This window comes from Plantactinospora endophytica, from assembly GCF_016862915.1.
GTDB classification, from domain to species: Bacteria; Actinomycetota; Actinomycetes; order Mycobacteriales; family Micromonosporaceae; genus Plantactinospora; species Plantactinospora endophytica.
This window is the reverse complement of sequence record NZ_BONW01000042.1, coordinates 1-21,052: the sequence shown is the minus strand read 5'-3', so window position 1 is coordinate 21,052 and position 21,052 is coordinate 1. Positions and strand designations below refer to the sequence as shown.

Annotated in this window: 7 protein-coding genes; 3 read left to right on the top strand and 4 right to left on the bottom strand. The window is 73.6% G+C overall.

The features are described from left to right. Positions 1 to 58: 58 nt before the first annotated feature. Genes rfbA through Pen02_RS35065 form a run of 4 tightly spaced genes read right to left on the bottom strand, consistent with a single transcriptional unit; the run spans position 59 to position 4,033 of the window. The gene (gene rfbA / locus Pen02_RS35080) at positions 59 to 958 is read right to left on the bottom strand and encodes a glucose-1-phosphate thymidylyltransferase RfbA (protein ID WP_203870494.1); all 900 of its coding nucleotides are present in this window, start codon (positions 956 to 958) and stop codon (positions 59 to 61) included. Further along, on the bottom strand, positions 955 to 1,971 hold the full coding sequence (locus Pen02_RS35075; protein ID WP_203870493.1) for a Gfo/Idh/MocA family protein: 1,017 nt from the start codon (positions 1,969 to 1,971) through the stop codon (positions 955 to 957). The genes rfbA and Pen02_RS35075 overlap by 4 nt, the downstream gene beginning before the upstream one ends. Further along, the gene (locus Pen02_RS35070) at positions 1,971 to 3,416 is read right to left on the bottom strand and encodes an NDP-hexose 2,3-dehydratase family protein (protein ID WP_239141801.1); all 1,446 of its coding nucleotides are present in this window, start codon (positions 3,414 to 3,416) and stop codon (positions 1,971 to 1,973) included. The genes Pen02_RS35075 and Pen02_RS35070 overlap by 1 nt, the downstream gene beginning before the upstream one ends. Before the next feature lie 2 nt (positions 3,417 to 3,418). Next, the gene (locus tag Pen02_RS35065; protein WP_203870492.1) at positions 3,419 to 4,033 is read right to left on the bottom strand and encodes a dTDP-4-dehydrorhamnose 3,5-epimerase family protein; all 615 of its coding nucleotides are present in this window, start codon (positions 4,031 to 4,033) and stop codon (positions 3,419 to 3,421) included. 584 nt (positions 4,034 to 4,617) lie between these two features. Here Pen02_RS35065 and Pen02_RS35060 point away from each other — a divergent pair. From Pen02_RS35060 to Pen02_RS35050, 3 genes are all read left to right on the top strand, one after another. Continuing rightward, positions 4,618 to 6,423, top strand: coding sequence for a fatty acyl-AMP ligase (locus Pen02_RS35060; RefSeq protein WP_203870491.1), 1,806 nt, complete (start codon positions 4,618 to 4,620; stop codon positions 6,421 to 6,423). After that, entirely contained in the window at positions 6,423 to 6,710 is a 288-nt protein-coding gene (locus tag Pen02_RS35055) for an acyl carrier protein (RefSeq protein WP_203870490.1), read from the top strand. The genes Pen02_RS35060 and Pen02_RS35055 overlap by 1 nt, the downstream gene beginning before the upstream one ends. Before the next feature lie 106 nt (positions 6,711 to 6,816). Further along, a complete protein-coding gene (locus tag Pen02_RS35050) occupies positions 6,817 to 21,015 on the top strand; it encodes a non-ribosomal peptide synthetase (RefSeq protein ID WP_239141849.1) in 14,199 nt (4,732 codons plus the stop codon). Positions 21,016 to 21,052 lie beyond the last annotated feature (37 nt).

The window sequence follows — 21,052 nt, the reverse complement described above, 5'->3', positions numbered from 1 at the left end:
CCGTGACAGTGCGTCTTCGCCGACAGTGCTGCGCCTTTCGGTCGTCGCCGATCCCGGCCTAGCCCGCCGGCAGGTACTCGACGTCGCCGGTCAGTTCCCGGGCGACGTTCATCACGTACCGGCCGTAGTCCGAGTTGGGCATCGCGGCGCCCAGCGCGTGGCAGGCGTCGGCGTCGATGAAGCCCATCCGCAGGGCCAGCTCCTCCAGGCAGGCGATCCGTACCCCCTGCCTTTCCTCCAGGGTGCGGACGTACTGTCCGGCCTGGACCAGTGACTCGAAGGTGCCGGTGTCCAGCCAGGCGAACCCACGGCCGAGGTCGACCAGCTTCGCCCGGCCCCGGCGCAGGTACTCCGCGTTCACGTCCGAGATCTCCAGCTCGCCCCGGGCCGACGGCTGGATGTTCTTGGCGATGTCGACGACCTCGTTGTCGTACAGGTAGAGGCCGGTGATCGCCCGGTTGGACCGGGGGCGGGCCGGCTTCTCCTCGATCGCCAGCAGCCGGCCGTCGGCGTCGGTCACGCCGACTCCGTACCGCTCCGGGTCCTGGACCCGGTAGCCGAACAGCGTGGCGCCGTCCACCTGGTCGGCCTCCCGCTGGAGCAGCCGGGAGAACGACGGCCCGTGGAAGATGTTGTCGCCGAGGATCAGCGCGACCGAGTCGTCGCCGATGTGGTCGGCGCCGAGCAGCAGCGCCTCGGCGATGCCCCGGGGCTGCGGCTGCTCGGCGTAGGAGATGTCCAGCCCCAGGTGCGCGCCGTCGCCGAGCAGGGTCCGGAACAGCGGCTGGTCGGTGGGGCGGGTGATCACCAGGATCTCCTGGACGCCCGCGGCCATCAGCACCGAGAGCGGGTAGTAGATCATCGGCTTGTCGCCGACCGGCAGCAGTTGTTTCGACACCGAGATGGTGATCGGATGCAGCCGGGTGCCGGTCCCGCCGGCCAGGACGATGCCCTTCACTCGTTCACTCCCTTTCCGACGGCGACCGCCGGGCGGCGCACGGCATACTCCTTGATCCGGGCCACCGTCTCGGCCTGGCGCAGCGAGCCGGCGGAGATCTCGGGCAGCAGGTCACCGGTCGCCACCGCGCCGGTGAACAGGACGACGACGTTGCGGAACTGGTCGTCGGCGGGCAACGTGATCTCCTCCCGATGGTCCTGGCGGTCGATCCGGACCACCGGCGCCAGGCTGGGCGGCGGGGTGAAGGCGCGGTCCAGCAGCAGCCGGCCGGTGCTGCCGACCAGTTCGTAGCTGCTCTGGTACGCGTGCTCCATGCCGAACCGCAACTGCGCCGGCACGCCCTCGGCGGTGTGCAGCAGTACGCTGCCGGAGAGCACCGCCCCGCCGACCGGGTCGACCCGGAGCACCGCGCCGGTGACCGACAGCTCGCCGGGCAGGTGGTGCAGGGCTGCCCGGACCGGGTAGACGCCGATGTCGTCGAGGGCACCGCCGCCGACCTCCGGCTGGTAGCGGATGTCCCCGGCGGGCTTGGGCGGGATGGTGAAGGTGGCGGCGAAGCCGCGCAGCTCGCCGATCGCGCCGTCGGCGACCATCCGGGCCACCGCCGCGTGCTGGGAGTGTCGCAGGAACATGAAGTTCTCGTAGAGCACCAGCCCCTGCCGCCGGGCCAGCGCGAACAGCTCCCGGGCCTGGTCGAGGTCGGTGGTGAGCGGCTTCTCGGCGAGTACGTGCTTGCCGGCGCGCAGCGCCCGGGCGATCCACTCGGCGTGCAGTACGGCCGGCAGCGGCAGGTACACCGCGTCCACGTCGTCGCGGTCGAGCAGTGCGTCGTACCCGTGCACCGGCTCGCCGCCGAACCGTTTGGTGACCGCCTCGGCCTTGCCCGGATCGCGGCTGGCGATCGCGGTGACCACGGCCGACTCCTCGGCCGCCAGCGCGGGCAGCATCCGGCGCAGTGCGATGTCGGCGCAGCCCATGATCCCGAAGCGCAGTGGGGAACCCGTGGCGGCCATCAGAGCCCTCCGAATCCGTCCAGGGTGTGCACCCCGGCCAGTACGCTGCGCAGCTCGACGTTCAGGTAGTTGTAGTGCCGCAGCAGGCCGGACAACTGGTGCAGGGTCATCCACCGGTGGTAGCGGCCGGGTGCGGTGGCGAAGTCCGGATCGGCTTCGAGCACCACGTACCGGTTGTGCGCGTGGTAGAAGCGTCCGCCCTCCTCGGAGAGCATCACGTCGTACCGGATCCGCCGGGGGTCGGCCGCCAGCACGTGGTCCAGGAACGGCGGCCGGAACGGGGCCGGCACCCCGACGTAGTTGCCCGGCTGGCAGTTCACCGTCGGCGCGAGTTCGGCGACGTTCGCCGCGCCCGCGTCGATCCGGGCCTGCACCAGCGCGTGCAGCACCCCGTCGACCGGCTTGACGATCAGCGCCACCACGCCCGGCTCGACCGGTTCGATGAGCGGCTGGCTCCACGAACGCACCTCGCGGTCGCCGGCCTGCACGTGCACGCCGATCACCCGGAAGTACTTGCCGTCGGTGTGCGCGATCTCGTCCGGGTGCCAGCGCCAGCCGTGCGCCCGCGCCGAGTGCAGCGGTACCCGGCGTTGCACCAGCCGGCGGCGGGCCCGGATGTCGGTCAGCCAGCTCAGCAGTTCCGGGGTCGGCGTCTCCGGCCGGCCCCGCCCGCGCAGCGAGTCGCGCAGCGCGGCCCGGAACGGGTCGGCGGTCGGCACCACGTCGGCCGGGCCGGGCGGCGGGATGCAGGCCAGCACCGTCCGGGCGTCCATGTTGACCAGGTGGTCGCGGTGCAGCAGCCGCCGGACCTGACCCAGGGTCAGCCAGCAGAAGCCGTCCCGGGCCTCGACCGGGCCGGTCACCTCGACGATCATGTTGCGGTTGCGCTTGTGCAGGTACCACGCGGTCTGCTCGGACTGGAGCACGTCGACGACGGTGCGCCCGGCGCCGGGGCCGAGGAAGTGGTTCAGGTACGGCACGTCCCGCCCGCCGTGCACCCCGGTGTAGTTGCTCCAGGTGGCCTGCACGGTCGGGGAGAGCTGGATGCCGTTGACGTTGCCCGGTTCCATCTTCGCCTGCATCAGCAGGTGCGGTACGCCGTCGATCCGGCGTACCAGGATGCCGAGCACGCCGACCTCGGGCTGCACGATGATCGGCTGCTGCCAGTGCCCGGCCCAGGTCCGGTCCGTCCAGACGTCCAGGCCCTCGATGGAGAAGAACCGGCCGCTGTCGTGCACCAGGTTGCCGGTCTCCGGTTCGCTCTGCCAGCCGGCCATGTCGGCCAGCGGTATCCGGGTGACCCGGTGCTGCTGGGTCCGGCCCCGGGCGGCCAGCCAGGCGTCGAACTCCCGCATCGGCAGGACCGGGCTGTCGGGATGTGCCGCCGACAGCCCGAACAGGTCGTCGGAGGCCGGCGCTTCCAGGTGGGGTGCGTCGATGAGCATGGTCAGCCCTGCCCGACGGGGGTACGCCCGGGGTCGGGCAGCGCGAGGCAGTCCTCGTACGTGGGCAGCAGCCCGGCGGCGGCGGCCTCGGCCAGCGTGGGTGCGGCGGCGTCCTTGTCGGACATCACCGGCGGGGCGGTCAGGTTCCACGGGATGCCGATCTCGGGATCGAGCGCCTGCACGTCCACCATGGTTCCGGGGACGTACTCGGTGGAGCAGAGGTAGTTCATGCAGACGTCGTCGGTGAGCGCCAGGAAGGCGTGGCCCAGGCCCTCGGCCATGTAGACCGCGAGGCCCGACTCGGCGTCCTGCACCGTGGTCGCGTACCGGCCGTAGGTCGGCGAGCCGATCCGCATGTCGACCACCACGTCGAGCACGGTGCCCCGGACACAGGTGACCAGTTTCGCCTGGCCGGGCGGGGTCAGCGTGCCGTGGATGCCGCGCAGCGTGTTGCGCCGGGAGATGGAGAAGTTCACCTGCCGTACCTCGAACCGCCGGCCGGCCGCCTCGGCCAGCTCGTCGGAGCGCCACGCCTCGAAGAAGCGGCCCCGCCGGTCCTCCAGGTGCTCCGGCTGTAGCCGGAACATGCCCGGCAGCTCGCCCGGGATGATCTTCATGACCGGGCCTCCCGTCGGGGTCGGTATCCACTCAGGTGCTCGGGCATGCGGTGAACCTCCGGAAGTCCGTACTGTCGAAGCGATGGTCGGCACCGTTTTCGTATGCCCGCCGACAGGTCGTCCGGCATCGGCGTCCCGACGGCGGCGGATTCGGTCGTCAGTTCTTCTTCCCGTCGCGCGACCGCGTGTGGTCGTCCTTTCGAAATGGACCCGTGACGGCGGTTTTTAAGCCTCGTCCAAAACAGCGCCTGCGGTGCTCCGCTTACCGTGAAACTGCGCCGATGCAAGGCAAAGACCCAGCTCACAGCCTCCCGTACGCTAGCAGCGAGGGTTGTCGTGGTCATCCTGTTTCAGCGTCGGGTGAAAGACGCAGGACGATATTGTCGCCACCTCTCCAAATCTCGCCACCCCTCTGACGTTAGCCTTTTCGGCTACTCGAAAGATTGCTTGACCCCTCCATCGCTGCTCGTTACGGTGGCGCTGCCGAACGTCGACGAATGGCATTGTCTGCCGGATACGCGCGCGCCATTCGGGCACGCGGGCGCTCGGCCCGGTCCGGCACTACCACGGCGGGGAGAGCACAGATGACAGTGGACGGCGAGAGCGGCGGAACAGGCATCCGCGAACTGCCGGACGCGATCGAGGCGGTGCGCCGCTGGGCGGCTCGTCGGCCGTCGTCGGACGCGTTGATCTGGGTCGAGGATCCCGGCGAGCGCCGGGACGAGCGGCTGAGCTATGCCGAACTCGACGAGCAGGCCCGCGCGGTGGCGGTCTGGCTGCGCGAGCGCTGCCCGGTCGGTTCCCGGGTACTGCTGCTCTACTCACCGGTCCGGTTCATCGTGGGCTTCCTCGGCTGCCTGTACGCGGGCATGGTCGCCGTACCCGCCCCGCTGCCCGGGCGGTACCGGCACGAGCAGCGCCGGGTGCGCGGCATCGCCGCCGACGCCGAGGTGGCGGCCGTACTCACCGAGACCGCGCACCTGGCCACCGTCCGCGAGTTCGCTGCGGCCGGCCCGCTCGCCGAGCTGGAGATTCTGGCCACCGACGGCGAGGTCGGCACCGACCCGGGAAGCTGGCAGCCGCCGTCGGTGCACGCCGGCACCCTCGCCCTGTTGCAGTACACCTCGGGGTCGACCGGCGACCCCAAGGGCGTGATGGTGACCCACGGCAACCTGCTGCACAACACCGCCACGCTGCTGGAGACCCTGCGGGTGCCGGCGGGCCTGCGGTTCGGCGGCTGGGCCCCGCACTACCACGACATGGGGCTGATGGCGCAGACCCTGCCGGCGCTCTTCGCCGGCAGCACCTGCGTGCTGATGGAACCGGTCAGCTTCCTCAAGCGCCCGCTGGCCTGGCTCACGATGATCGACAAGTACGACATCGGCTGGTCGCCGGCGCCCAACTTCGCCTACGACTACTGCGTCGAGCGGATCAGCGACGAGCAGATCGCCGGGCTCGACCTGTCCCGCTGGAAGTACGCGGTGAACGGCTCCGAGCCGGTCCGGGTCGCGACCATGCGCGGCTTCGCCCGGCGGTTCGCCCCGGCCGGGTTCTCCGCCGACGCCTGCTGCCCCTGCTACGGGCTGGCCGAGGCGACCGTGTTCGTCTCCGGTGCCCCGCCCCGGCCGCTCGGCGTCGCCCGGGTGGACGCCGCACAGCTCGCCGGGCACCGGTTCCGGCCGGCGTCCGGTGACGCCGGCATCCGGGAACTGCCCAGCAACGGCACCGCACCCGAGTACGACGTGCGGATCGTCGACCCGGCGACCCGGGCGGTGCTGGAACCGGGCCGGGTCGGCGAGATCTGGCTGCGCGGGCCGAGCGTCACGTCGGGGTACTGGCGCCGGCCGGAGGCGACGGCCCAGGTGCTCGGCGCGGTCACCGCCGACGGCGACGCGGGCTACCTGCGTACCGGTGACCTGGGCACCGTGCACGACGGCGAGCTGTACGTCACCGGACGGATCAAGGAGATGATGATCATCCACGGCCGGAACCTGTACCCGCAGGACGTCGAGCACGAGTTGCGCGGCCGGCATCCGGGCCTCGGCAACGTCGGTGCCGTCTTCACCCTCGCCGAACCGGACAGCAGCGGCGACGACCTGCTGGTCGTGGTGCACGAGGTGACCGACCCCCGGGACCGGCCCGGCCTCGCCCGGCTGGCCGGCGAGATCCGGCACACCGTCGCCCGCGAGTTCGGCGTCGGCGCCTGTGCGGTGATCCTGCTGCGTCGCGGCGGTGTCCGGCGTACCACCAGCGGCAAGATCGAGCGGACCGCGATGCGCGAACTCGTCCGCAACGGCGAGCTGACCGCCGAGCACGTCGAGGTCGACGCCCGGTGGCGCGACCTGGTGCCGGTGCAGACCACCGCCGCCCGCCGCCCGGAGCTGGTGTGATGACCGGCGACCTGCGGGCCGGGCTGCCGATCCCCGCCGACGAGCTGCGGACGTTCGTCCTGGCCCGCGCCGCCGCCCTGCTCGACGTCCCGCCGCAGCAGGTGCCCGCCGACCGGCCGCTGGCCGACCACGGGCTCGACTCGATCTCCGCGGTGGCCCTGGTCGCCGAGGTCGAGGACCTGCTGCACCGCGAACTCGACTCGGACCTGCTCTGGGAGTACCCCACGGTCGACGGCCTGGTCGCCTACCTCGCCGGGGCGCACGAGCCGGGCACGGACGCCGGTTGAGAAGTCCCGGCGGAGCATCGCCGTCCTCGTCCGCGCGTAGCGCCCGCACCCGTACGGCCCGGACTCCGGGCCGCACACCGCGACATCAGGAGAGTGCACCGTGACCATGGTCGACCGCCCACCCACCCGGCAGGCTCTCTCCGCCGCCCAGCGCGGCGTCTGGGTGGCACAGCAGCTCCAGCCCGGCGAACCCCTCTACCACTGCGGGGTCTGTGTCGACCTGCCCGGCCGACCCGACCCGGAGCTGCTCGGCCGGGCCGTCGCCCGGGCGCTGGCCGAGACCCCGGCGCTGCGGGCCCGGTTCCGCGCCGAGGACGGCGAGCCGTGGCAGGACTTCCCGGCCGCGCCCACGGAGCCGCTGCGGATCGTCGACCTGCGGGACGCCCCCGACCCCGGCACCGCCGCCGAGGACTGGATGCGGACCGACCTCGCCACCCCGACCGAGCTGGCCGGCGGCGAGCTGTACCGGCACGCACTGCTGACGGTGAGCCCCACCCGCAGCGTCTTCTACCTGCGCTACCACCACATCCTGCTGGACGGCTGGGGGCAGACGCTGTACCTGCGCCGGGTGGCCGAGATCTACACCGCGCTGCTGGCCGGTGCCGAGCCGCCGGCCAGCCGGTTCGGCGCACTGGCCGAGGTACTCGCCAGCGACGCCGTCTACCGTGGCTCGGCCCGGTACGACCGCGACCGCGCGTACTGGCTGGCCACCCTGGCCGACGTCGGCGAGCCGAGCCGACTCGCCCCGGTCGCCGCCCCGCCCGGGCACAGCGACCTGCGGGCCACCGTGTGGCTCGACCCGGACCGGGTACGCCGGCTTCGCGAGGCGGCCCGGTCCACCGGTACCAACTGGAGCACGGTCGTCACCGCCGCCTTCGCCGGCTACGTGCAGCGGATCACCGCGACCGACGACGTGGTGCTCGGCCTGCCGGTCGCGGCCCGCACCGGCGCCGCCGAACTCGGCACCCCGGCGATGGTCTCCAACGAGGTGCCGCTGCGGCTGGCCGGCTCGGTCTCGGCACCCTTCGACAGCCTGGTCCGGCACACCGCCGAGGCGCTGCGCCGGGCGGTCCGGCACCAGCGGTACCGGGCCGAGGAGCTGCACGCCGCGCTCGGCCGCTCCGGCGACGCCGCCATCACCGGCCCGGTGGTCAACCTGGTCACCTTCGACCAGGGCCTCCGGTTCGGCGAGTTCGACGCCGTCGCCCGGCAGCTCTCCACCGGCCGGGTCAAGGACCTCTCCGTGCACGTCTACGGCACCCCGGACGCGGCCAGCGGCATCCGGGTCGACGTCGACGCGAACCCGGCCCTCTACCCGCCGGAGCTGGTCCGGCGGCACCGGGACGGCTTCCTCCACCTGCTCGACGAACTCGTCGCCGACCCGGGCCGTCCGGTCGGGCGCAGCGCCGTCACCCCGGCCGCCGACCGTGCCGCGCTGCTCGCCGCCGGCACCGGGCCGGTCACCGAGGTTCCGGCGACCACCCTGCCGGAGCTGTTCGCCGCGCAGGCCCGGGCCACCCCGGACGCGGTGGCGGTGGCCGACGAGCACGGCGCGCTCAGCTACGCCGAACTGGACGACCGGGCCGACCGGCTGGCCCGGTACCTGATCGGGCGGGGCGCCGCCGCCGAGGCGTACGTGGCGGTGGCGATGCCGCGCAGCGTCGACCTGGTGGTGGCGCTGCTCGGCGTACTCCGGTCCGGTGCCGCGTACCTGCCGATCGACCCCGCGCTGCCGGCCGACCGGATCGCCCTGATGTGCGACGACGCCCGCCCGGTGCTGGCCGTCACCAGTACGGCGTACGCGTCCCGGCTCGGCGACGTGCCGACCGTCGCCCTCGACGCCCCCGACGTACGCGCGCTGCTCGACGCCGTACCGGCCGGTCCGGTGACCGACGCCGAGCGCGGTGTTCCGCTGCGGGACGCACATCCGGCGTACCTGATCTACACCTCCGGCTCGACCGGACGCCCCAAGGGCGTGACGGTGGAACACCGCTCGCTGGCCCGCTACCTGCTCCGGGCCCGCGAGGCGTACCCGGCGGCGGCCGGCCGTTCCCTGCTGCACTCGCCGGTCTCCTTCGACCTGACCGTCACCGCCCTGTTCACCCCGCTGGTCGCCGGCGGCAGCGTACGCGTCGGGGAACTCACCGAGGACGGGGTACGCGCGGCCGGGCCGGTGACGTTCGCCAAGTTCACTCCGAGCCACCTCGAACTGCTGGACGCGCTGCCGGACGAGGCGTCCCCGACCGGTTGCCTGGTGCTCGGCGGCGAGGCGCTGCACGGGCACGCCCTGCACGGCTGGCGGGACCGGCACCCGGACGCGCTGGTGGTCAACGCGTACGGGCCGACCGAGGCGACCGTGAACTGTCTCGACCACCGGATCGAACCCGGCAGTCCGTTGCCGGCCGGGCCGGTGCCGATCGGCCGCCCGTTCGCCGGTGCCCGGGCGTACGTGCTGGACGCCGGCCTCCACCCGCTGCCCGAGGGGATCGCGGGCGAGCTGTACATCGCCGGCACCGTGCTGGCCCGGGGCTACCGGCACCGGCCAGGGCTGACCGCCGAGCGGTTCGTCGCCGACCCGTTCGGCCCGCCCGGTGCCCGGATGTACCGGACCGGTGACCTGGCCAGGTGGACCGCCGGCGGGGTGCTGGAGTTCGCCGGCCGGGCCGACGAGCAGGTGAAGGTGCGCGGCCACCGGATCGAACCGGGCGAGATCGCCGCCGCGCTGCGGGCCGAGCCCGAGGTGGCCGCCGCCGTCGTGGTGCTCCGGGAGGACCAGGCCGGCGACCCCCGACTGGTCGGCTACGTGACCGCAGCCGACGGGGCACGGCCGGACCCGGCCGCGCTGCGGGACGCGCTGGCCCGGACCCTGCCCGACTACATGGTGCCGGCGGCCGTCGTGCTGCTCGACGAGATTCCGCTGAGCGCGCACGGCAAGGTCGACCGGCGGCGGCTGCCGGCGCCGAGCTACGCCACCGAGCAGGTCGACCGGAGTCCGCGTACCGGCACCGAGGAGATCCTGGTCGGGCTCTTCGGCGAGGTACTCGGCCTCGACCGGGTCGGCGTGCACGACGACTTCTTCGCCCTCGGCGGGCACTCGCTGCTCGCCACCCGGCTGGCCGGCCGGGTCCGGGCCACCTTCGGCGTCGACCTGTCCATCCGGCAGCTCTTCGACACCCCCACCGTGGCCGAGGTCGCCGCACTGCTGGCCCGGGGCGGCACCGCGCTGCCCCGGTGCGCCCCGGTGCACCGGCCGGACCCGATGCCGGCGTCGTTCGCCCAGGAACGCTGGTGGTTCCTGGACCGGATCGACGAGACCAACGCCACCTACAACATCCCGGCCGCGCTGCGGCTGACCGGCGACCTCGACACCGACGCCCTGCGGCAGGCGCTGCGGGACGTCACCGACCGGCACGAGGCGCTGCGTACCGTGCTGGTCGGCGAGGCCGGCGATCTCCAGCAGGTGATCCGGGCACCCGGCGACGACGTCGCCCCGCTGACCGTCCGCGAGGTGACCGAGTCCGAACTGGACGAGCAGCTCGGCGAGGCGGTGCGGTACCGGTACGACCTCGGTGCCGACCTGCCGCTGCGGGCCACCCTGTTCCGGCTCGGGCCGGCCGAGCACGTGCTGCTGCTCCTGGTGCACCACGTGGCGGGCGACGGCTGGTCGATGGAACGGCTGGTCGGCGACCTCGCGTCCGGGTACGCGGCCCGCCGGTCCGGCAGCGCCCCGGGCTGGCGCCCGCTGCCGGTGCAGTACGCCGACTACACCCTGTGGCAGCGCCAGGTGCTCGGCGCCGAGGGCGACCCGGACAGCCCGATGGCCCGGCAACTGGCGTTCTGGCAGACGGTGCTTGTCGACGTACCCGAGGAACTTGCTCTGCCGGCCGACCGGCCCCGGCCGCCGGTGGCGTCCCGCACCGGACGCCGCCTCGAGGTCGGCCTGCCGGCCGACGTGCACGCCGGCGTCGACCGGCTGGCCCGGTCGACCCGGACCAGCGTCTTCATGGTGCTCCAGGCGGCCCTGGCCACCCTGCTGACCCGGCTGGGCGCCGGCACCGACATCCCGATCGGCTCCCCGGTCGCCGGCCGGGTCGACGACACCCTGGAGGACCTGGTCGGGGTCTTCGTCAACACGGTCGTGCTGCGCACCGACACCTCCGGCGACCCGACCTTCACCGAGCTGCTGGACCGGGTCCGGGAGACCGACCTCCAGGCGTACGCGCACCAGGACATCCCGTTCGAGCGGCTGGTCGACGTGCTGCGCCCGCAACGGTCGCTGGCCCGGCACCCGCTGTTCCAGGTGATGCTCAGCTACCAGAACACCTTCCGGCACGACGGGCTGCGCGCGGTCGGCGAGCTGACCGGTCTCGCCGTGGACCTGCTCGACACCGACACCGGCGGGGCCGAGTTCGACCTCTCCATCGACCTGGGCGAGGAGTTCACCCCGGACGGCAGCCCGGCCGGCATCACCGGCGGGGTCCGGTACGCCGCCGACCTGTTCGACCCGGAGACGGCGCTCGGCCTGGTCGACCGGCTGGAACGGGTACTGCGGCAGGTGGTGGCCGACCCGTCGCTGCGGCTGGACGACATCGACGTCTCCGACGAGGACGAACGCGACCGGGTGCTGCGCGGCTGGAACGACACCGACGCCGACCTGCCGGCGCAGACCTGGCCGGCGATGTTCGAGGCGCAGGTGCGGCGTACCCCGGACCGGCCCGCCGTCGAGTCCGGCGACGTCACGCTCGACTACACCGCACTCAACGAGCGCGCCAACCGGCTGGCCCGGCGGCTGGTCCGGGCCGGAGTGGCGCCGGAGACGGTGGTGGCGGTCGCGCTGCCCCGTTCGGTCGACCTGATCGCCGGCCTGCTGGCGATCGTCAAGGCCGGCGGCGCGTACCTGCCGATCGAGCCCGACTACCCGGCCGAGCGGATCCGGACGGTGTTGGCCGACGCGTCCCCGGTGGCGCTGCTGACCGACCGGGCCACCGCCGCCCGGCTGCCGGACACCGGCACCGCCGTGCTGCTGCTCGACGAGGAGCCGTCCGGCGCCGACGCGTCTTCGGCGGGGTCCCGGCCGGACGAGCCGTCGGCGGCCGACGCCGGTGCCGACCTGACCGACGACGACCGGCGTGCAACGCTCCGGCCCGAGCACCCCGCCTACGTGATCTACACCTCCGGGTCGACCGGCCGGCCCAAGGGCGTACTGGTCAGCCACGTCGGCCTGGCCAGCCTGGTCGGCACCCAGGTACCGGCCTTCGGCGTCGACGAGCACAGCCGGGTGCTCCAGTTCGCCTCGGTCGGCTTCGACGCCTCCGTCTCGGAGATCTGCATGGCGCTGCTCTCCGGTGCGACCCTGGTGGTGCCGGACGCGGACGAGCGTGCGCCGGGCGAGCCGCTGGCCCGGTACCTGACCGAACGGGCGATCACCCACGCCACCCTGCCGCCGGCCGCGCTGTCGGCGATGTCCCCGGCCGACGTGCCGGCCCGACTGACCATCGTGGTCGCCGGCGAGGCGTCCACCCCGGACCTGATCCGGACCTGGGCCGCCGGCCGGGTGATGTTCAACGCGTACGGGCCGAGCGAGACCACCGTGGACGCCACGAGCTGGCGCTGCGCCCCCGACCTCGGCGCCGTGGTGCCGATCGGCCGACCGTCGCTGAACACCCGGGCGTACGTGCTCGACGACCGGCTCCGGCCGGTGCCGGTCGGCGCCCCCGGCGAGCTGTACGTCGCCGGTGCCGGACTGGCCCGGGGCTACCTCGACCAGCCCGGACTGACCGCGCAACGGTTCGTCGCCGACCCGTTCGGCCCGCCCGGCACCCGGCTCTACCGCACCGGCGACCGGGTACGCCGGCACCGGGGCGGCGAACTGGAGTTCCTCGGTCGAGCCGACGACCAGGTCAAGCTGCGCGGCTTCCGGATCGAACTCGGCGAGATCGAGGCCGCGCTCACCGCCCACGAGGCGGTACGGCAGGCGGTGGTACTGCTCCGCGAGGACCGGCCCGGCGACAAGCGGCTGGTCGCGTACCTGGTCGCCGACACGCCGGCACCGGAGGCGGCGGTACTGCGCGCACACCTCGCCCGGTTCCTGCCCGAACACATGCTGCCGGCGGCGTACGTGCCGCTGGACGCGCTGCCGACGAACTTCAGCGGCAAGGTGGACCGGCGGGCACTACCGGCCCCGGAGGAGCGGGCCGCCGAGGGGCGGGTGGCGTCGACCCCGCAGGAGGAGATCCTCTGCGGACTCTTCGCCGAGGTGTTGGGCGTGCCGAGCGTCGGGCCGGAGGACAACTTCTTCGAACTCGGCGGGCACTCGCTGCTCGGCACCAGCCTGGCGTCCCGGGTCCGGGCGATGTTCCAGGCCGAGATCACCATCCGACAGCTCTTCCGCACCCCCACCCCGGCCGGGCTGGCGAGTGTGCTGACCGCACCCGGCGGCAGTGCCCGGCCGCGCCTCGCCCCGGTGTCCCGGCCGGACCGGCTGCCGCTCTCCTTCGCCCAGCGCCGGCTCTGGTTCCTGCACCGGCTGGAGGAGAACACCAGCCCGTACAACATGCCGCTGGCGCTGGACCTGACCGGACCGGTCAGCCGGGTGGCGCTGGAGGCCGCCCTCGCCGACGTAGTCGCCCGGCACGAGTCGCTGCGTACCGTATTCCCGGAGGACGCCGACGGCCCGTACCAGCACGTGCTGGACGTCGAGGCCGCGCGGCCGGCGCTCGCCCTGGAGGTCACCACCGACGAGGCGCTGCCGGACCGGATCGCCGAAGCCAGCCGGCACCGCTTCGACCTGGCCAGCGAGCTTCCGCTGGTCGCCCGGCTGTTCCAGGTCGCGCCGAACCGGCACACGCTGCTGATCCTGATGCACCACATCGCGGCCGACGGCTGGTCGGTGCCGCTGCTGGCCCGCGACCTGGCCACCGCGTACGCCGCCCGGCGGCAGGACACCGCACCGGAGCAGCCGCCACTGCCGGTGCAGTACGCCGACTACACCCTGTGGCAGCACGCCGTGCTCGGCGACGAGCGGCAGCCCGGTTCGCCGGCCGCCGCCCAGCTCGACTACTGGCGTACCGCCCTGGCCGGGCTGCCCGAACAGCTCGACCTGCCGGCGGACCGGCCCCGGCCGGCGATCTCCTCCTACCAGGGTCAGCGGATCGGCTTCACCCTGCCGGCCGACCTGCACCAGGGGCTGCGCGAGCTGGCCCGTACCCAGCACGCCACGCTGTTCATGGTGGTGCAGGCGGCACTGGCCACCGTGCTGTACCGGCTCGGCGCCGGCCCGGACATCCCGATCGGCTCCCCGATCGCCGGCCGGGTCGACGACGCCGCCGAGGACCTCGTCGGGTTCTTCGTCAACACCCTCGTGCTGCGCAACGACCTCTCCGGCAACCCCACCTTCACCGAGCTGCTGGCCCGGGTCCGGGAGACCGACCTGGCCGCGTACGGCCAGCAGGACCTGCCGTTCGAGCGGCTGGTGGAGGTGCTCAGCCCGGAGCGGTCGATGGGCCGGCATCCGCTGTTCCAGGTGGCGCTGGCCTTCGACAACTCCGACCAGGACGTGGCGGCGGAACGGGTCGGCCGGCTGATGGGGCTGACCGTGCGGCCCCGGGACGTGGGCACCGGGGCGGCAAAGTTCGACCTGCTCTTCGGGGTACGCGAGCGGCGGGACGCGGCCGGTGCGCCGGCCGGGCTGGAGGGTGCGCTCCAGTTCAGCACCGACCTCTACGACCGGTCGGCGGCGGAGCGGATGGTGGCCTGCCTGACCCGGGTGCTGCGGGCTGTCGTCGACGACCCGACGGGTACCGTCGCCGATCTCGACATCCTCGGCGCGGCCGGCCGGGACGAGGTGCTGCGCTGGGGTGACGCCGTCGATGCGGCACCGGCACCGCGGACCCTGGTGGAGGCGTTCGCGGAGCAGGCCCGGCGCGACCCGGACGCGGTGGCCGTGGTCAGTGGCACCGAACAACTCAGCTACGTCGATCTCGACCTGCGGTCGAACCGGCTGGCCCGGCTGCTGATCGGGCACGGCGTCGGCCCGGAGTCGCTGGTCGTGCTGGCGGTTCCCCGCTCCGCCGACCTGGTGGTCGCGCTGCTCGCCGTGGTGAAGGCCGGTGGCGTGTACGTGCCGGTCGACCCGGACTACCCGGCCGAGCGGATCCGGCTGATCGTCGGCGACGCCCAGCCGGTGCTGGTACTCGCCGCCGCCGGGACGGCGTCACTCCTGCCGGCCACCGGTGCTCCGGTGGTGGTGCTGGACGAGACCGACCTCGGCGGGTTCTCGGACACCCCGGTCGAGGACACCGAGCGGGTCCGGCCACTGCGGCCGGAGCATCCGGCGTACGTCATCTACACCTCCGGGTCGACCGGGCGCCCCAAGGGCGTGGTGGTGACGCACGCCAACGTCGAGCGGCTGTTCACGATGACCGACCGGCGGTTCGGCTTCGACGCCTCGGACGTGTGGACGCTGTTCCACTCGTACGCCTTCGACTTCTCGGTCTGGGAGCTGTGGGGTGCGCTGCGCTACGGCGGCCGGCTGGTCGTCGTGTCGCACGCGGACAGCCGCGACCCTGCCGCGTTCCGTCGGCTGCTCGCCCGCGAGCGGGTGACGGTGCTCAACCAGACCCCGGCGGCGTTCGCCGAGCTGATGCGGGCCGACGCCGAGCTGCCCGTCGACGGGCCGGACGGTCCGCTCGCGCTGCGCTACGTGATCTTCGGCGGTGAGGCGCTGGACCTGGCCCGGCTGCGGCCGTGGCTGGACCGGCACCCGGACCGCCCGCAACTGGTCAACATGTACGGCATCACCGAGACCACGGTGCACGTGACGGAGCTGACCGTGGACCGCCGGGTGGCCGACGGCGCCCGGGCCCGCAGCCTGGTCGGCCGGCCGATCACCGACCTCAGCCTCCGGGTGCTGGACGACCGGCTCCGGCCGGTGCCGGTGGGCGTCGGCGGCGAGATCTACGTCGGCGGTGCCGGCGTGGCCCGGGGGTACCTGAACCGGCCCGAACTCTCCGCCGTCCGCTTCGTCGCCGACCCGTACGGCCCGCCCGGCTCCCGGCTCTACCGCTCCGGTGACCTGGGCCGGTGGACCCCGGACGGCAACCTGGAATACCTCGGCCGGGCCGACTCGCAGGTGAAGATCCGGGGCTTCCGGATCGAGCTGGGCGAGATCGAGGCGGTACTCGGCGCGCATCCGCAGGTGGCCCAGGCGGTGGTGGTGGTCCGGGCCGACCCGTCCGGCGACCGGCGCCTGGTGGCGTACGTCGTGGCGGCCGGAACGGCACCGGACCCGGCGGCGCTGCGCGAGTACGCCGGCCGGCACCTGCCCAGCCACATGGTGCCGGCGGCCGTGGTGCCGCTGCCGGTACTGCCCCGGACGGCGCACGGCAAGCTGGACCAGTCGGCGCTGCCCGACCCCGACTACCAGACCGGTCGGGCGGCCCGGCCGCCGCGCAGTCCGCAGGAGGCGATGCTCTGCGAGATCTTCGCCGACGTGCTCGGGGTCGCGTCGGTCGGCATCGACGATAACTTCTTCGCCCTCGGCGGCCACTCGCTGCTGGCCAACCGGCTGGTCAGCCGGATCCGCAGCACGCTTTCCGCAGAACTGTCCATCCGGCAGGTCTTCGAGACGCCCACCGTGGTCGGGCTGGCCGACGCCCTCGGGCAGGCCGGCACGGCACGCCCGCCGGTCGAGCGGGTCGCCACCCGGCCGGCCCGGCTGCCGCTGTCGCACGCGCAGCAGCGGCTGTGGTTCGTCCACCACCTGAACGGGCCGAACGGGAACGACAACATCTCCACTGCGCTGCGGCTGACCGGTGACCTCGACCACGAGGCACTGCTGGCCGCGCTGCGGGACGTGGCCGAACGGCACGAGCCGCTGCGTACGGTGATCGCCGAGGACGCCGAGGGACCGCACCAGGTCATCGTCCCGGCCGCCGTCGCGGTACCCCGGCTGGAGCCGACCCCGATCGACCCGGAGAGTCTGTCGCAGACCCTGGCCACCCTCGCCCGGCACGAGTTCGACCTGCTGCGCGAGCCGCCGTTGCGGGTACGGCTGCTGGCCACCGGCGCGCGGGAGTTCGTACTCGTGCTGGTGGTGCACCACGTCGCGGCCGACGGCTGGTCGATGCCGCTGCTGGCCTCGGACCTGACCCGGGCGTACGTGGCCCGGTGTGCCGGCGGGACGCCGGCCTGGTCGGTGCTGCCGGTGTCCTATCTGGACTACGTGCTGTGGCAGCGGGAGCTGCTCGGCACCGAGGACGATCCGGGCTCGGGGCTGAGCCGGCAACTCGCCTTCTGGCGGGACCGCCTGACGGACCTGCCGACGGAGCTGGCGTTGCCGGTGGACCGGGCCCGGCCGGTGGTCGGCTCGCAGCGCGGTGGCGAGGTCGGCTTCGCCGTGGACCCGGCCCTGCACGCCGGACTGACCGGGCTGGCGCGCGGCTCGCAGGCGACGCTGTTCATGGTGCTCCAGGCGGGCCTGGTCGGTCTGCTGTCCCGGCTGGGTGCGGGCGAGGACATCCCGATCGGTACCCCGAGCGCCGGCCGCTCCGACGCCGGCCTGGAGGAGCTGGTCGGCTTCTTCGTCAACTCCCTGGTGCTGCGCTCCGACGCGGCCGGCGACCCGTCCTTCACCGAGCTGGTGGGTCGGGTCCGCGAGGTGGACCTGGCCGCGTTCGGCAACCAGGACGTGCCGTTCGAGCGGCTGGTCGAACTGGTCAACCCGGAACGCTCGCTGGCCCGGCATCCGCTGTTCCAGGTGATGCTCAACCTCGACGGCGCCCAACACCAGGCGGCGCTGGAGGCACTCGCCGAGTTGCCCGACCTGACCGTGCGGCACGAGCGGATCCCGATCGGCGCCGGCAAGTTCGACCTCTCCTTCTCGCTGCTCGAACACAGCGCGGAAGACGGTGCGCCGGCCGGGCTGACCGGGCGGCTCACCTTCAACCGGGACCTCTTCGACGAGGCGACCGTGCAGGCCCTCGCCGACCGGTACGTCCGGCTGCTGGCGTACGTCGTCGGCGACCCCGAGCGCCGGCTGAGCGAGGTACCGCTGCTCACCGCCGTCGAGGAGGACCGGGTACTGCGCCGGTGGAACGCCACCGAGCGACAGGTGCCGGCGCGCACCGCACCGGACCGGTTCGCGGAGCTGGCCCGCCAGCACCCCCGGCGGACCGCGCTGGAGCACGACGGCGAGCAGCTCGGTTACGCCGAACTCAACGCCCGGGCGAACCGCCTCGCGCACTGGCTGATCCGGCAGGGCGTCGGCGCCGAGGACCTGGTCGCGCTCCGGATGCCCCGGTCGGCCGACCTGGTCGCCGCGATCCTCGGCGTGCAGAAGGCCGGCGCCGCGTACCTGCCGATCGACCCGGAGCTGCCGACCGAGCGGATCGAGTTCATTCTCGACGACGCCCGGCCGGTACTGGTGCTCGACGTGCTGCCGGAGCTGCACACCGAACCGGAACACGACCCGGAGCCCGGCCGGTCGGCCCTCGGACACGCCGCCTACGTCATCTACACCTCCGGCTCCACCGGCACGCCGAAGGCCGTGGTCAGCACGCACGCCGGACTCGGCAACCTGGCCCTGCTCGCCGCCGAGCACGGCGTCACCGCCGACAGCCGGGTACTCCAGTTCGCCTCGTTCTCCTTCGACGTGTCGGTCCTGGAGATGTGGACCGCGCTGCTGACCGGGGCGACCCTGGTCCTGGTGCCGGAACGGCTGCGGGTCGCCGACCTGCCGCTGACCGACTTCCTCACCCGGGAACGGATCACCTACGCCAAGCTGCCCGCCGCGGTGGTGGCCGCGCTGCCGGCCGAGGCACGGCTGCCGGAGAGCGTCAGCACCCTGGTCGTCGGCGGCGAGTCGCCGAGCCGGGCCCTGGTCGAGCGCTGGTCCGCCGGGCGCCGGCTGGTCAACGCGTACGGGCCGACCGAGTGCACGGTGAACGCCACCGCCAGCGATCCGCTGGACGGCAGCGGTGCCGCCCCGATCGGCCGCCCGCTCGCCAATACCCGGACGTACGTTCTCGACGCCGCCCTCCGGCCCGTCCCGCCCGGCGTCGTCGGCGAGCTGTACCTGGCCGGACCCGGCCTGGCCCGGGGCTACCTGCACCGCCCCGCGCTGACCGCGCAGCGTTTCGTCGGCTGCCCGTACGGGCCGCCCGGCCAGCGGATGTACCGCACCGGGGACCTGGCCCGGTGGACCGAGTCCGGTGAACTGGTCTTCGCCGGCCGGGCCGACGAGCAGGTCAAACTGCGCGGCTTCCGGATCGAGCCCGGCGAGGTAGAGCAGGCGCTGACCGGGCACCCGTCGGTGCGGCAGAGCGCGGTACTGGTCCGGGAGGACCGGCCCGGCCTCCGCCAGCTCGTCGGCTACGTGGTGCCCGCCACCGGCCTCGACTGCGACCCGGCCGAACTGCGCCGGCACCTCGCGGCCCGGCTGCCCGGCTACATGGTGCCGGCCGCCGTCGTCCCGGTCGAGGCGCTGCCGCTGACCCGCAACGGCAAGCTCGACCGGCAGGCGCTGCCGGTGCCGGACTACGGCCGCGCCGCCACCCGACAGGCGCCGCGCGGCCCGCAGGAGCAACTGCTCTGCGAACTCTTCGCCGACGTGCTGCACCTGCCGGAGGTCGGCGTCGACGACGGGTTCTTCCAACTCGGCGGGGACAGCATCCTCTCCATCGACCTGGTGGCCCGCAGCCGCCGGGCCGGGCTGGAGATCAGCGTCCGCGACGTCTTCGAGCACCAGACCGTCGCCGCGCTCAGCCGGGTCGTCGCCGGGCGGAGCACGGAATCGCCGGCCGGCGTCGGCACCGAGCCCGACGTACCGACCGGGGAGGTGCCGCTGACCCCGATCGTGGCGCGCTTCGCCGAGCGGGCCACCCCCGACATGCTGTTCAGCCAGTCCCAGGTGCTCCGGGTACCGGCCGACACCGGCGAGGCGCCGCTGGCCGCCGCGCTGGCCGCGCTGGTGAACCGGCACGACGCCCTGCGTACCCGGCTCACCGTGACCGACGGCCGGTGGTCGCTGACCATCCCGGAATCGGGGGAGCTGCCACCGGACCCGCTGCTGCGCCGGGTCGACGTCGGCGACGCGGACGACGAGGCGTACGCCGACGTGCTGCGCGCCGAGGGTATCGCCGCCCGCGCCCGGCTCGACGCGCGACGCGGGGTACTGCTCCAGGCGGTCTGGTTCGACCGTGGCGCAGAGCGCTCCGGGTACCTGCTGCTGGTGGTGCACCACCTCGCCGTCGACGGGGTGTCCTGGCGCATCCTGCTGCCCGACCTGGCCGAGGCGTACCTGTCGGTGTCGGCCGGTCAGCAGGTGCGGCTGCCGGCGGTACGCACCTCGTACCGTCGCTGGGCGCAACTCCTCGAGGGGCAGGCCACCGAGCCGGTACGCCAGGCGGAGGCGCAGTGGTGGCGGCAGGCGCTCACCCCACCGTCGGTACGCCCCGGCGACCGCGACCTCGGCCCCGCCGACACGTACGCCAGCGCCCGCCGGCTCACCCGGCACCTGCCGGCCGGCACCACCGGACCGGTGCTCTCCACGGTGCCGGCGCTGTACCAGGCGGGGGTCAACGACGTACTGCTCACCGCCCTGCTGATGGCGATCCTCCAGGAGCAGGGCACCGATGACGGTTCGGTACTGGTGGACCTGGAGGGACACGGCCGGGACGAGAGCCTGGCCGCCGGCCTCGACCTGTCCCGCACGGTCGGCTGGTTCACCTCGCTCTACCCGGTCCGCCTCGACCCCGGTTCGGGCGCCGGAGCCGACGTCTGGGCCGGCGGGCCGGCCACCGGCGGGCTGCTCAAACACGTCAAGGAACTGCTCCGGGCGGTGCCCGGCAACGGCCTCGGGCACGGCCTGCTGCGCTACCTGGACCCGGGCAGCCGGGCGGAGTTCGCCGACCTGCCGCGCCCCCGGGTCGGCTTCAACTACCTCGGCCGGATCGCCGTGCCGGACGGCGCGGACTGGGCGGTGGTGCCGGGTCTCGACACCGGCACCGACCAGGATCCGACGCTGCCGCTGGCCCACGTGGTGGAGGTCAACGCGGCCACCCGGGACACCGACGCCGGCCCCGAGCTGACCGCGGTCTGGACCTGGGCGCCGGGCGCGATCGACGAGGAGCGGGTGGACCGGCTGGCCGGGTACTGGTTCCGCGCCCTGGAGGTCCTGGTGGCGCATGCCGAACGACCCGGCGCCGGTGGTCTGACCCCGTCCGACGTGGCCCTGTCCACGATCGACCAGAGCGAGATCGACGAGTTCGAACGCGAACTGCAAGCAGAGTGGGAGTCGTCGCGATGAGTCAGTCAGCCTCGGTCATTGAGGACGTCCTGCCGTT